Source organism: Vibrio sp. 1731 (assembly GCF_033339955.1).
In the GTDB taxonomy this organism is placed as follows: Bacteria; Pseudomonadota; Gammaproteobacteria; order Enterobacterales; family Vibrionaceae; genus Vibrio; species Vibrio alginolyticus.
In genome coordinates, this window is sequence record NZ_JAWOVO010000001.1 from 452,756 (window position 1) to 467,215 (window position 14,460).

Annotated in this window: 11 protein-coding genes; 3 read left to right on the plus strand and 8 right to left on the minus strand. The window is 45.1% G+C overall.

The genetic code is table 11. The features are described from left to right. Positions 1-203: 203 nt before the first annotated feature. The 5 genes from nhaA to R7035_RS01930 form a co-directional block, all read right to left on the minus strand. Positions 204-1,355, minus strand: a complete 1,152-nt coding sequence (gene nhaA / locus R7035_RS01910) for a Na+/H+ antiporter NhaA (protein ID WP_005378034.1) — start codon at positions 1,353-1,355, stop codon at positions 204-206. Between the two features lie 330 nt (positions 1,356-1,685). Next, on the minus strand, positions 1,686-2,810 hold the full coding sequence (locus R7035_RS01915) for a lipocalin-like domain-containing protein (protein ID WP_042521997.1): 1,125 nt from the start codon (positions 2,808-2,810) through the stop codon (positions 1,686-1,688). After that, the gene (locus tag R7035_RS01920; RefSeq protein ID WP_005378038.1) at positions 2,810-5,263 is read right to left on the minus strand and encodes an ABC transporter permease; all 2,454 of its coding nucleotides are present in this window, start codon (positions 5,261-5,263) and stop codon (positions 2,810-2,812) included. The genes R7035_RS01915 and R7035_RS01920 overlap by 1 nt, the downstream gene beginning before the upstream one ends. Continuing rightward, complete coding sequence (locus R7035_RS01925) at positions 5,244-5,915, minus strand: ABC transporter ATP-binding protein (RefSeq protein ID WP_005378040.1); 672 nt, start codon at positions 5,913-5,915, stop codon at positions 5,244-5,246. The genes R7035_RS01920 and R7035_RS01925 overlap by 20 nt, the downstream gene beginning before the upstream one ends. A gap of 187 nt (positions 5,916-6,102) precedes the next feature. Next, the gene (locus R7035_RS01930) at positions 6,103-7,479 is read right to left on the minus strand and encodes an MATE family efflux transporter (protein ID WP_262651844.1); all 1,377 of its coding nucleotides are present in this window, start codon (positions 7,477-7,479) and stop codon (positions 6,103-6,105) included. Positions 7,480-7,573: 94 nt separating this feature from the next. On the opposite strand from R7035_RS01930, the gene R7035_RS01935 reads away from it, so the two are divergent. After that, on the plus strand, positions 7,574-9,025 hold the full coding sequence (locus R7035_RS01935; protein ID WP_225472785.1) for a DUF2867 domain-containing protein: 1,452 nt from the start codon (positions 7,574-7,576) through the stop codon (positions 9,023-9,025). Positions 9,026-9,055: 30 nt separating this feature from the next. Here the strand turns inward: R7035_RS01935 and R7035_RS01940 are convergent, their stop codons facing one another. The 3 genes from R7035_RS01940 to rsuA form a co-directional block, all read right to left on the minus strand. Then, entirely contained in the window at positions 9,056-9,718 is a 663-nt protein-coding gene (locus tag R7035_RS01940; protein ID WP_225472784.1) for a DUF2913 family protein, read from the minus strand. Then, a complete protein-coding gene (locus R7035_RS01945) occupies positions 9,718-10,920 on the minus strand; it encodes a Bcr/CflA family multidrug efflux MFS transporter (protein ID WP_225472783.1) in 1,203 nt (400 codons plus the stop codon). Before R7035_RS01945 ends, R7035_RS01940 begins: the two co-directional genes overlap by 1 nt. A gap of 436 nt (positions 10,921-11,356) precedes the next feature. Next, entirely contained in the window at positions 11,357-12,058 is a 702-nt protein-coding gene (gene rsuA, locus R7035_RS01950) for a 16S rRNA pseudouridine(516) synthase RsuA (protein WP_005388670.1), read from the minus strand. A gap of 121 nt (positions 12,059-12,179) precedes the next feature. Between rsuA and R7035_RS01955 the strand changes: the two genes are divergently transcribed. Beyond that, positions 12,180-13,931, plus strand: coding sequence for a DEAD/DEAH box helicase (locus R7035_RS01955; RefSeq protein ID WP_021707635.1), 1,752 nt, complete (start codon positions 12,180-12,182; stop codon positions 13,929-13,931). 95 nt (positions 13,932-14,026) lie between these two features. Continuing rightward, positions 14,027-14,452, plus strand: coding sequence for a PepSY domain-containing protein (locus R7035_RS01960; RefSeq protein WP_132936578.1), 426 nt, complete (start codon positions 14,027-14,029; stop codon positions 14,450-14,452). Positions 14,453-14,460 lie beyond the last annotated feature (8 nt).

Here is a 14,460-nt window from a genome sequence, read left to right on the forward strand (position 1 = left end):
TGTTTGTATCCGCCCAGTCAAATTTTCGGCTGGGCTTTTTTTCGCCTATAGATTTGCCAAGCGCCTCTTTCGATGATTTGCCCCAACTCCATAAGCTAGACCTTAGTTGGTCACAAAAGTAACCATCCTGAAGTAGTTGATGTGCCGATCTGCAGACATAAAAAAGCCTCCCGAATGGGAGGCTTTACTAAACAGTGTGTATCTTACGCTTGCGCTTTCTTAGGCAAAGAAAAGTGCAGTAACGCGTAGCCAAGTAACGCGGCTGTCGTCGAGCCCATTAAGATACCTAGTCGAGCATAGGTATCAAACTCAGGGCTTACATTTCCAAACGCTAAAGAGGAAATGAATATAGACATTGTAAAACCGATACCACACAACACAGAGACCGCAAAGATATGCTTGAAGTTAATGCCTTCCGGTAGCTTAGCTACACCCATTTTCACAGCTGCCCAACTAAAGGTGAAGATACCTAGAGGCTTACCAACCAGTAGCCCCAAAGCAATACCTAATGGCAGCATTGAAGTTAGGCCTGACATCGATACGCCTTCTAGCGAAATCCCCGCATTTGCAAATGCGAATAGAGGTAAGATACCAAATGCCACGTATGGATGAAGTGCATGCTCCATGTGCTTAAGTGGGGAATGTTCGCCCTGTTTACCCTTAAGAGGAATAGCAAAGCCGATCACTACGCCTGCAAGTGTTGCGTGAACACCAGATTTAAGTACCGCAAACCATAAGATCGCGCCGACTATCATGTATGGCGTCAGTTTCGTTACTTCCTTCGCATTCAACATGAACAGGACACCAGTCATGATGAAGCCAACAAGCAGCGCCATGCTAGAAAGATCACCTGTGTAAAACAGTGCAATAATAACAACCACGCCTAAATCGTCGATGATAGCGAGAGCTAACAAAAATACTTTAAGGCTTACTGGTACGCGCTTACCTAGTAGCGCCATGATACCTAGAGCAAATGCAATATCCGTCGCAGCTGGAATGGCCCAGCCAGAAACCGCCTCTGGGTCGTTAGCATTAAACGCAACGTAAATAAGAGCAGGGGCTAACATACCACCAACCGCTGCAATCGCAGGGAAAATTGCGGTTTCTTTTGATTTTAGCGCTCCTTCAAGTAGCTCTCGCTTCACTTCAAGGCCAATAAGTAAGAAGAAAACAGCCATTAGGCCGTCATTAATCCAGTGAGAAACTGACATACCGAATACATAAGTATGCAGTACAGATTGATAAGTTTCGCCCAGCGGTGAGTTAGCAATGGTCATCGCAATTGCCGCTGCAATTACGAGAAGAATACCACCTGCTGATTCCATTTTGAAAAAGTCACGAATGACATCGTTCATGGTTTCGTCCTTATATTTATTATCTTAATAAACGATTAACAAAGAGTGATAAGAGTGTATAGCTGTCGAAAACTTTAGAATAATCGCTTCTTCAGAGTATAAACTTCGGTTTTTTCGATGTTAAGTTTACTATACATCGTATTTTCCAACATGACACTCAATTTTGATCGGAGATCGTATTTGTTTTTGTCGCACCAAATATTTATCAAGATGATGAGAAAATCAGCATAACACGGCTTGTACCATCATGATAACCCCGTACTTTTGAGAAAAAGCTAGGAAGCTTCGCGCACTAAAAAACCACCCGTAGGGGGTGGTTTTCTTCACAACTCAATAGCCTGTCAGCTGCATAAAGCCCCAAGCCTCATTGGAGCCGGAGGCTAAAGTAGGCCCTTCCCAGTAAGGTATTACAAAGGGTAGCCACATATCTGACTTGATAATGCGGGTAGTCAAATTAATTTGATGCTTCGGAATATTGATAATCCACTGCAAAGGTAACCTTCTTCCATTGGATAAACTGGTCACTTGCATTGGTTTAATACTGATATCATCGTCTGAGAGGTTGATGACTTTACCTGAGCGTGTCGACAACGTGCCAAATACGTGCGGTGTTTGCCCATGGTGACGATAACGGCTAACAGTTAATGCTCGACCATCATCTAAATTGAAAACAAACCAATCCCAGCCTTGTTGCCCCTCACCAATTAAGCCGCTGCCCCATTCTTTTTGCGCCCAAGCAGAACCCGTCACTGAGAATCGCTTACCATTTAAGCTTAAGCTACCTTTTACTTTTAAAAATGGAGCACTGAAGCTAAAAGAAGCAACAGATTGCAACGCATGTTTAACTTGGAAACCTTTGTCTCCATTCACGACAAAGGGGCCGCTTGTCATGGTATTGAGCTCAAGTCCAAACGTATCAGTATTCACATTCAAGTTGCCCGGGAAAGGCGTCGCACCGAGTGATCGCCAAGTCCAATTATCAATCCATAACCTGAAAGGGCGATTGATCATACCAGCTTGGCCTATCCCACCTCTAGCTACCCGTTGCTCTTTCCATACATGCGAGCCATGACTGACGACAACATGTGAAATGTACAATTGAGGGTTCTGCCAACCGCTGGTTTCTCGCTCGTCCGTCGCAACCCTAAAATAGCTCCATTGAACATTGTAGATCTTGCCTTGCTCATCTTTTAGTTTCGCAAAGTAGTGCCACCATTCATGCTGATACTCGGGATGAAAGCGAAAGTCTGAGGGTAAAGAGACATGCTCATTAGGTAGTACAGGCTCGAAAATCGTTTGATTTTCACGCGTTAAGATAGAATCAAGTTCGCTTTCTCGTGTTGCTGTCGCCTCTAACCAAAAAGTTGAGTAAAAAGCAGCCCCAGTCAGAAAAGCGAACGTAACAACAATGAGCGTTGAAACCAACAAGCGTTTTTTAGAGCCCATTTTTTTCATTACAACGCGTCCCTTAATGACTTCATCGGTGTACTTTTGATCATTCTAATAACTGGCAATGCGCCAGCAACCATGATGGCAAGCATCGCCCAAGCAATGGTTTGAGCATACTCCCATGGAATCGTTTGAAGCTCTAGAGACCAGCCAAATGATTGCTTAATGATAATATCAACGATCAAATGTGCGAGCGCCAAGCCGAGCGGCACTGCAATAATCGCAGAAATGGCTCCGAAGACGAATAGCTGCAAACCACCTAATACGACAAGTTCTTTTCCGGACACACCCATGCACCTTAATAAGGAAAAATGCCGCTGCCGTGAAAGTTCTCCTGCCAACGTCGCAAAGAATAAACCAAACACTGCAATAATCAGCGTGATATTGCCCAAGGTTCCTGCTATCGCAAAGGTATGATCAAACACTCTCATTGCTTGGCTATAAATATTACCGTTATCAAACACACGATCTTGCGGGAGACGGAATACATTCTCTAAGCGATTTTTCAGCCCTTCTCCATTGACGTTATCTTTTAATACTACGCCAAGACCAACATTACCCGTACCTGCAAATGCATACAGCCAATTCCGGTGCGACATCATCACCTGGTTATATGGGTTTCCATAATCGTAGTAAACGCCTACGACTTGCCAGTCACCACCAAGCGGTTCTTGCAAGTTAATGAAATCGCCAGGGCGGATATCCAGCTTCAAGGCCATCGACTCACTGACCATTAAGCTCTTGGTAGCGTGCAGTTGATACCAGTAATTTGGGACACCTAACTTGACGGTAAGTGAGTCTAACTCACCTTCAGAAGAGCCCGTACTCACAACTTGCAGAGCACCATGCTCGGTCGGCATATCTTTTTCCCAGCGCCACCAAACCGAGTTCACCTCTGGCTGATTCTGGAGCCATGCGCTCATCCTAGCGGCTGAATTGTTGGTCGGATAGATGTACACATCAGCCGCTAATCGCTGATTTAGCCACTTATCGGTTGTATCTCGAAAGCTTCCGACCATCGTTTCTACACCAATGTTTGCCGCCAGCGCTAACATAAACGCCATCGTAGCCACACCGCGATAGCTCATGCTCGCTGCTGCATCAGCAAAAAACCAACGGACACGAACCCATCGCATGGTATAAGAAAAACTTTGGAACATATGCCACATAATAAATGGCATAAACAACGCCACACTAACCAACATCAGCGCAATAATAGCAAAGCCGGTTTCTTGTGTTTTCGGCGCCTGATATACCGCTATTGCAGCGACACAAAACGCACATGCCGCAAGCGCCTGCCAAGAGAACTCTCTTCCAGCAAATCGCATTAGCGACAGTCGAGAAGAAAGGCGGATTGGTTGTGACTTCAACAAACGGATTAATGGCCACAGACACGATATCAACGCACCCATCGCTGCCATGATTAGACTGTATAAGCTAGATTGCCATGACCATCCTATGGTTAAGCCTACGTTGGCATCATACAAATCACTCAGGCTCGAAGACACTGCTGGGATAAGTTCATTTGCTAAGATCAAGCCAAAAAAGTTACCACACGCCCACGCAATAAAGACGAGCAAAGACAACTCTAGCAATAAGGCTTGCGCTAACTGTGTTCCGTTAACACCAGTCTGTCTCAAAATACCTACCAAACGTTGTCGCTGGATGAAAGACAGAGACATCGCTTGATAAAAAATAAACAACCCAACCAAAAACGAGAGCATTCCCATCGCGGTGAGATTCATATGGAATGCGTTAGTTAGCGACTCAAGCTCAGTACGCGTATTCCTAACAAGCGTCATTCCGTTTGGCAACATGTTTTTCAGTGCTATCAGCTTTTCCTCTGGCATTTCGCCACAAGAAATCGCAGACAAACCTGAGCTCCGCTTGAGCATACGCAACAACGATATATCAGTAACCAACCGAGTACCCGAAAGCATCTTGTCCTTATCTACTTGAATAGGCCCAAGACGGCTTCCGTCATTCATCTCAATGAAGTCCCCATCCTGCCAACTCATGTAAGCGGCTAAATCTTGACTAACGAGAATAGGATAAGGAGGCTTCATTAGAGATAAAACAGGCATCTCACCTAGCGATTTTCCTTGTTGTAGTGGGATCATCGCGACAGGATCAATCCCCACCAACATCAGGCTCATATCGGTCTTGGCATCTAGATGAAGCACGTCAAACGGTGCACATTGGTTAAACCCAGCTCGACGTAACTGAATATAGAAACCTTGAGGAATTTTATTGGCAGAGTGCTTCGTTCGGATTCGGTACGGCAAAGGATTGGAGAAAAGCTTTTCACCAGTGGCATAACTTTGTTTTGCATGCTGGTTGATAGAAGTAACACCAACAAGGAGGGACACGCCTAAAGTTAATCCCAGCCAGACAAGAATAATTTGTAGAGGGTAACGACGGTAATGACCGAGTAGTGCCTTAACTACGGGCCATAACATGTAGCTGCCCTCCTTGAAGTCGAATCTTTCCTTCCATATGGGCGGCCACTTTTTCACTGTGCGTCACTAACAGCAAAGTACACTCCAGTTGGCGAGCGAGGCTCGTTAGTAAGCGCATTACTGCTTCTGCGTTTCGCTCGTCTAGGCTACCAGTTGGCTCATCAGCAAGCAGGATTTTTGGCTCCATATAGAGTGCACGAGCAATCGCCGCACGTTGTTGCTGACCACCAGACGCCTCTTCCGGATAACGTCCTAGCAATGGCATTAAGTCCAAAGCAGAAAGAATTTGACGCCACAACTCTTTATCTTCCGGCAGACCTTTTAACTGACGACAAAAACGAATATTGTCGGCAATATTAAGTGTAGGAAGCAGGTTGAATTGTTGGAAGATATTCCCAATATTGTTACGGCGATAAAGGGTTCTTAAATGCTCCGGTGCTTCATGCATAGCAAAATTTGGAAACTGCACTTCACCAGAGTCGGCAGTATCTAATCCGGCGATTAAATTCAGCAGAGTACTTTTACCCGAACCACTTTCTCCCATCAGAGCAACTTGGTCGCCTTGCTGCAATGTTAATTCTGCCCCTTGTAATACAGGGTGAAACTCTCCCCCGTCTACATAGCCTTTACATAGGTCTGACAGTTTTAACATTGATTATGCCGCTCGGATGGTGTTTAAAAATTGGGATCAGAATCTACACTAAAATCCTGTTAGTAGAAAGTATTTTGAATGCTTGATCACACTATGGAAGTACAAATGCAACTCGATTCACTTTCTGTTGCTAATTTTGTTGACGTTTTGAGCAGATTTTTGCAGCCAAAATAAACTCTGTTCCTCCTTACTGGCCAATCAGGTTTTTCATCCATTTTCGGCTAACCATTCTTGGCAAGCAAATCACCCACTTCACAACTTCTTCTGTCAAAAAGAGTAAGTAAACCCATTGTGGGTCCCAATTGAGATAAATCGCTGCAAATGCTGCGAGTGGAATCCCGATCACCCACTGCGCCAAGATGTCTTGATACAAACAAAACTTAACATCACCGCCCGCACGTAATACACCAACAATAGCCATCATCGGCACCGAGCGTAACACGACACCCAACGCTAGAATCACCATAAACTGTTCAGCTAGCTCGCGAGTGTCTGTTGTCAGTGCACTAAACGCATTAAGGATCCATTGATTTGACACTATCAACAAGACGGCGACCACAAATGCGATAAGCACATTCAAAATGACCGTAGCCCATGCTTGATAATAAACGGGTTCAAAATTACGAGCGCCGAGTTGGTTCCCGACTAGAACTGCAGCCGCACTCGATAAACCAATCATCATCGCCAATGCGATCGACTCAACAGGTGTCATTACGGAAAGTGCCGCCAAACCTTGTACACCTGCTTGCCCCATGATGGCGTGATAAGCAAACAGCCCACCAGCCCACGCCAAGAAGTTAAATGTGGTTGGCAAAGAGAGGCTCAAGAAACGCGTAATTTTATCTAAGACCAATCCTGCGCGTATATCATCCCAACCAAATGCGATTATGTGTTTTTTCAACCATAGATAACCAAACAGGCAACCTACTTCGATCGCGCCACTGATTACCGTTGCTATCGCTGCTCCCGTAATACCCAGAGCAGGAAAGCCTAATTGACCAAAAATTAAAACCCAGTTAAGAAACACATTAGATAAAATGCCTATACCACTAAAAAAAGTGCTTAAGCCTGGTTGGTGCATCGCCCTTAGGCCCACCGACATACTGGCCACACATGCAACAGCAAACATGCTAACCGACGAAATAATGAGATAGCTGGCCCCTAGCTCAATCACTTCTTGTGAATCGGTAGTCAAACTCATGATGGGCTGTGGAAAAACAACAAACAAAGCAACAGCAATCGCAGCAAACATCATTGCGATCATCCATGTTAAAGCGGTACTGCGACGCACCCCAACTTTATCGCCAGCCCCCCAATATTGAGCGGTTAACAACGCACCGCCCGTTGTCACCCCAACTAACATGATGGTGGTGACGAAAGTCGCGCGCGCAGCAACTCCAACAGCGGCAATTTCTGCTTCACCAAGTTGACCAAGCATAAGAACATCGACGAGGCTTCGGCTTGAAAACATCATGCTTTGCAGTGTAATTGGTAACGCGATTGCAAATAAACGACGTAAGAATGCTTTATCTGCGTGTATTGAGAGTTGAGAAAGAAAAGTCACAAGCGCTCCAACGACAACTTATTGATAGAATGGGGAAAGTGTCTCATGATTATACTCTGTGGTGTTTATTCCACCAACGATAAAAGGACAGATAATGAAAAAGGTGTTGGTACTAGGCGCCTCGGGTTACATTGGCTCTCAACTTCTTCCGTTACTTTTAGATAAAGGTTACGCCGTCACAGCAGCGGCGCGACATATTGATTATTTAGAGTCAAGAACTCAGCCTCACCCTAATTTAACGTTAAGGTATCTCGACTTGGCTGACGCAGAGACCACGAAGGCTGTAGTGAACGATTTTGATTTAGTATTTTTTCTCGTGCACGGGATGGCTCAAGGTGATGACTTTGTTGAGTACGAACTAAACCTTGCTTTGAACTTCAAATATGCGTTGGAACAAAGCTCCGTCGAGCATGTTATCTATTTGAGTGCCATTCAACCTCAAACCGGAAACTCTCGCCATTTAGCCGCTCGTAAAGCCACGGGAAAAATAATTCGACAGTCTGGTGTTCCAGTAACTGAATTGCGTGCTGGCGTTATCATCGGCCCCGGCTCTGCCGCTTTCGAAATCATGCGTGACTTTGTCTACAACTTACCTATTTTGATCGCGCCTAAATGGGTCGACTCAAAAGCGAACCCTATTGCCTTGCCCAATCTCAACCACTATTTATTGAAGTTAGCAGAAGCCCCCTCTCCAGAAGAAAGTCACATTTATGAAGTTGGTGGGCCAGATACACTTAGCTACCGCGAACAGTTCAAAGTCATTTGCCGAATCACGAACAAGCCGTATCGGCTGTGGTCGACCCCGCTACTTACTCCGAAAATGGCATCGTACTGGCTAGGTTTAGTTACCTCAGTGCCAACTAGTATCGGTAAAGCATTACTTGCGGGCTTAGAGCACGACTACATTGCAGACTCCAAAGCGATTGAAGAACGATTTCCTCAAACGCTGATCAGCTACGAGCAAGCGGTAACTGATACCATTCAAGATGAAGGCACATTTGTACGCAGTAATGTCTGGGGGTTTGAACCCGCAGCGCTTCGTCGATGGCAACCAGGATATGGCTATTACCCAAAACAAGCTGGAGCGAGCATTAAAACTCATGCCTCCGCTGCGGCATTATGGAAAGTGGCGCAAAAGATCGGGAGTCGCGAAAAAGGCTATTACTTTGCCAACATCTTGTGGCGTACACGTGAATGGCTCGATATCTTTTTTGGTGGCGGAAAACCGATTCGCGTTTCTCCTCCTGGACCAGAGCTTAAAGTCAGTGATTTTATTGACTCTTGGAAAGTGATTCGCTGCGATAATAATCAGTTTCTTTCACTGTTTTTTGGTATGAAAGGCCCAGGCCTTGGGCGTTTAGAAATTACCATCAAAGATCTCGGTGACGAACGAGAGCTGGATATTACCGCCTGGTGGCACCCGCAAGGGTTTCTTGGGCTGCTTTATTGGTTTGCAATGATGCCAGCCCATCTCTTCATATTTAAAGGCATGGTCAAAGCCATCGCGAAAGAAGCAAACCGTTTAGAAAACAAAAAGCCCCAATAACAGGGGCTTCTAAAAACTCAAAATGTCACTTTAGTCAGCTTTGAACGAGAGTGGAATTTCGGCTAACTGGTTGCCTTCGTTTGCTGGAAAAATAAGGTACTCGCCATGGTATTTCACCATCGATTTGTAGTCTGTTACCTTATGTACCATAAAGCCCGCTTGCGCTGCTTTCTCAACAAACTCAGCATGATTGCCACGTACAAACCAACTCATTGGCTTTACGAGCAACTCGCCATCAAAACAGCTTTCGCATTGGTCTGCACATAACGCTAAAGAGTTTTGACCTTCAGTGAAGATTTGTACTTTGCCGCACCCAATCAGTTGCTCAGACGTCGAGACTTCCCAGCCTGCTTGCTCCATCAAATCAAGAAAAGACTCAATATCTGAATCTTTGAACACTCTGGAGTCTTCACCTTCAGGGAAGAATTGCGCATAAAAAGCAGAAATACGCTTGAAGATAAACAACAAACCAGCATCGTTCCCCTTTGAGCGACCTGCTTTTTGCCAACGCGTTAAGTCATCGCCTACCGTACGTCCGAAACGTTGTGATTTTAGCGCCTTTGTTACCCAACGCACTAAATAATGGTTATTCGCAACAGGGGCATTGGCTAACTTACCTGAGCGATGCTCTTGATCTAACTCTTCAAGTGCTGAGTTAACCAAGTTTTGAATTTCTTTGGTGTAATTCGACATTACGCCTTTCTTCCTAAAGTCCAATAAAACAGTGCTGAAAGCACAGAACAAGCAAACATTACGATGATCATCGGCCAAGCAACATTCCCGGGCAGTGATGCCACCAGCGCACCAACCAATGAACCGATACCGAATCTTAATGTCCCCGCTAGAGACGACGCCGTACCCGCCATTGATGGGTAACCACTTAAAAGCAGCGCCATCGCGTTACTACCTATCGTCGACAATGTACCGATAAACAGCACAACAAAAGGTACAATGCCCCATAATCCGAAGTCCATTAACCAACTTACGAATAAACCAATCCCCGCCAAAAGTTGCACGAACAACCCAAAACGAAGCATGGCATGGGAACCAACTTTCTTCACCAAGCGACCATTAATACTGGTCATGATGATCATCGCCACAATGTTCAAACCAAATAGGTAACCAAAGTGGTCTGGTCGAACACCATATAAATCAATATAAACAAACGAACCCGCCGTCAAAAATGCAAACATTCCGGAAAATGAAAACGCACCTGAGAGCATCAAACCGATCGCTTCAGGATTGGAGCATAATCTGGCGTAGTTTCTCAGCGTCGTGCGGAAACGAAGAGGCTGACGATTTTCAGGCTGTAACGTTTCAGGGATTTTCCAAAGTACGAGAAAAATCACAACTACAGCGAAAATAGCTAGTACCCAAAAAATGGAACGCCAACCAAACCAAATCGCGAGATGGCCACCGATCATCGGTGCCACCAAGGGTGCCATTGTGATCACCAAGGTGACGAAAGACATTGCACGGGCAAAGTCTTCACGGTCAAACATGTCACGCACCACTGCTTGGATAATGACCGCCGCTGCCGCGCCAGCAAAACCTTGTGCCGTACGTACATAGGTCAGCGCATCAATGCCATTTGTTGTCGCACTCACAACAGCAGCCAAGCCGAAGAAAAGTACGCCTAAAATCAACACAGGTCTGCGACCAAAGCTATCGGCAAGCGGCCCGTGAATTAACTGGCCGATCGCAAAACCCGCGGTATAAGCCGTCAACGTAATCTGAACCGCGCCAGGCGCGACCCCCAAATCTTTCGCAATTGTCGGCATCGCAGGCAAATACATATCGATCGCCAAAGGCGTCAAAGCACCAATCGCTCCTAGTACCAGAAACAATAGAAAACTGATTTGGGATTGCGGAGCACTTTGAGCTTTTTCTGTCATTCTTTTACCTCTTGTTGGAGCCCTACCGTCAATACTTGCAGAACAAAGTGAAAATAACGGAAGTTCTCATATCGCTGAATGTAGAAGCCAAAAACCTGTTCTATCCAACGTTCGAGAATCATAAGGGCAAATATGTACCAAGGTGTGACCTTGACGAACTCGACATAGAAAAGCATGTGAAAGCGAAATGTGTTTATGGGAAACAAACACAATGCAGTAAAAATGATGGCGTTGACACCATCATTCCATTCACCGTAGCCGAAGGCTTTGCAATAAGAGTATGCATGCATCAGCTAAATGCAAAGGCATATCACTGAGATGAGTAAGCACACCGGAATTGTCTAGGCACTAATTTTGGTAGGAAAATTTATTTTGAGCCAATTCCTACCAAAAGACTAGTTCCTATTAGGAACTAAAGAATTTCCCATGCCGACAACTAATTCCAAATAGAATCAATTTCTTCTTGCGTGAGGTAGCGATAATCACCTGGTTCTAGTGCCTCATCAAGTTCGATAGAACCAATACGCTCACGATGTAAGTACTCAACTTTATTTCCTAACGCCGCGAACATACGTTTCACTTGGTGATACTTACCTTCCACGATAGTTAACAATACTTCATTCTCGGCCTCGTTCACGATTTCCAAACGAGCGGGCAATGTTGCTTCTGATTCATTGCGCAAAATGATGCCTTGTTCGAGCTTTTCCGCGTAATCTGGCTGAATAGCATCGACGAGCCAAACACGGTACGTTTTCTCACACTTATGCTTAGGTGAGGTAATACGGTGAGACCACTTACCATCATCCGTAATCAACACTAAACCAGTTGTGTCGACATCTAATCGGCCCGCAAAGTGAAGGTTTTCAATTTTAGGCTCATCAAGCAATGCGAATGCAGTTTGGTTGTAGCCATCTTCATGTGAACAAACAAAGTCAGCAGGCTTATACAACATAATGTAACGAGGACCAGGAGCACCAATAACACGGTCTTCCCACATCACTTCCGCACCTTTGGGTACTTTAAATGCACCACTTTTTTGAACCTCACCGTCAACGGTGATGTCTCCACTTTTGATGATCTTTGTTGCCTGTTTGCGTGTTGCACCCAGAGCGTCACACAAATATTTATCTAAACGCATGAATACCTCATTGAATTATACCCAAGTGATCTCTAAATCTTGGTTTAAAGGTCACTTGGGTATAAAAGTCAGGTATTATAGCGTTCCTCGTTCGAATAGTTGAGCAATTTCACATATTTTCATGTACACACTTCGTCCTTATCAAGCCGACTCGGTTAAAGCCGTTATTCATTACTTTCGTAAACACTCGACACCAGCAGTGATCGTGCTGCCAACCGGTGCCGGGAAAAGCTTGGTGATCGCAGAACTTGCTCGCCTTGCGAAAGGACGAGTGTTAGTCCTCGCCCACGTAAAAGAACTGGTCGAGCAAAACCACGCGAAGTATGAAGGTTATGGTTTAAAAGGTTCTATCTTCTCAGCAGGATTGGGACGAAAAGAAACTGACCAGCAAGTCGTGTTTGCTTCGGTTCAATCGGTCGTACGTAACTTAGATTCGTTCAAAAACCAGTTTTCTCTGCTCGTTATTGATGAGTGCCATCGTGTGCCAGATGACAAAAACAGCAGCTACCAAAAAGTTATTACTCACTTACGAGAACTGAACCCTGGTATTAAGGTGCTGGGACTAACTGCAACGCCCTATCGTTTAGGAATGGGCTGGATTTATCAGTATCACACCCGAGGTCAAGTGCGAACCGAAGAGCCTCGATTCTTCCGCGATTGTATTTTCGAACTGCCGATCCGTTACTTGCTCGACGAAAACTTCCTCACTCCAGCCCGCATGATGGATGCGCCCGTTTTGTCTTACGACTTCTCTCAGCTGAAGCCCGCTAACACCGGACGCTACAAAGAAGCAGAAATGGACATGGTGATCGATAAAGCCAAACGTGCGACTCCACAAATTGTTGAGCAAATCATGCAATATGCGAAAGAGCGTCAAGGTGTCATGATCTTCGCTGCAACTGTCCGACACGCACAGGAGATCCACAGTTTATTGCCAGAAGGCGAAACTGAAATCGTCATTGGTGATACACCTACGCCGGAGCGCGATGCGATCATCCAAGCGTTCAAGAATCGCCAAATAAAATACTTGGTCAATGTTTCGGTACTGACAACCGGTTTTGATGCGCCGCATGTCGATTTAATCGCGATTTTGCGACCAACAGAGTCAGTCAGTCTGTACCAACAGATAGTAGGACGAGGATTACGCTTATCAGACGGAAAATCAGAATGTTTAGTGCTTGATTACGCAGGCAACAGCTACGATTTATACCAACCTGAAGTCGGTGATCCCAAACCAGACTCTGACAGTGAAATTATCACGATTCCTTGCCCGGCTTGCGGATTCAATAACAACTTCTGGGGTAAGTTGGATAGTAACGGTTTCTTGGTTGAACATTTTGGCAGACGTTGCCAAGGTTACTTTGAAGATGAAGACACAGGCGAACGTGAACACTGTGGCTACCGTTTTCGTGCCAAATACTGCGGTGAATGTGGTGCGGACAACGATATCGCTGCACGAATTTGTCATGAGTGTGATGCGACGCTCGTAGACCCAGATAAAAAGCTAAAAGAAGCCCTTAATCTCAAAGATGCATTAATCTTTGAATGCACAGAAATGGACCTATCTGTATTTAAGTCCAGTGATGGTAAATCTCAGCTAAAGGTGACGTATTCTGGTGAACCATACCAAGGCGAAGGCAATGCGTTAGTTCATGAGTTTTGGTCATTGAGTACCAAAAAACAAAAACAAACGTTTAAAGATCAGTTCGTACGCCCCCACTTAGCAGACAAGCATCGCCCTTTTGAAGAGGCTTCACCGACACGCGTTGTCGCTAATCAACATCGTTTCCGTTTGCCTCAGTTTGTTATTGCTAGAAAATCTGGTCGCTTTTGGAAGCTGCGAGATAAAATTTTTGAAGATGAGTTGAAATAACATCCACAACACATGGCAAAACTTAATTAGCTGATTCACTCTCTGTTCATCTATATCCGATATACTGCGGCTAACGCTCCAGAAAAGGTTTGACTATGTATAAAGCAACGACTTCTCTACATTCTGCGTTACTTTTCGGCCTTATTGCGACATTCATTTGTGCACCAAGTTTTGCCAAGCATGACAACGAGTACACATCACAAAATGGCCACGCCATCGTGCAAGATGTCGAAAAGCCAGGAACACGCATCGAATTCGATGAAGATCAAGATGAGGTCTATCGCGCGGTTCAACAAGGATATATACGACCATTTTCGGAACTTTACGCCGCAGTAGAAAACGACTTATACGGCCGCATCATCAAGGTCGAGCTTGAAGAAGATGATGATGCTTGGGTGTATGAATTGAAAATTCTGTACAACAATAGCGTCCTGAAAGTTGAGTACGACGCCGCCACGCTGGAAATGCTTGAGATCAAAGGTCGCAGCTTTAACAAAGCGTTAAAGCCGCAAAACAACTAAACTTGTCT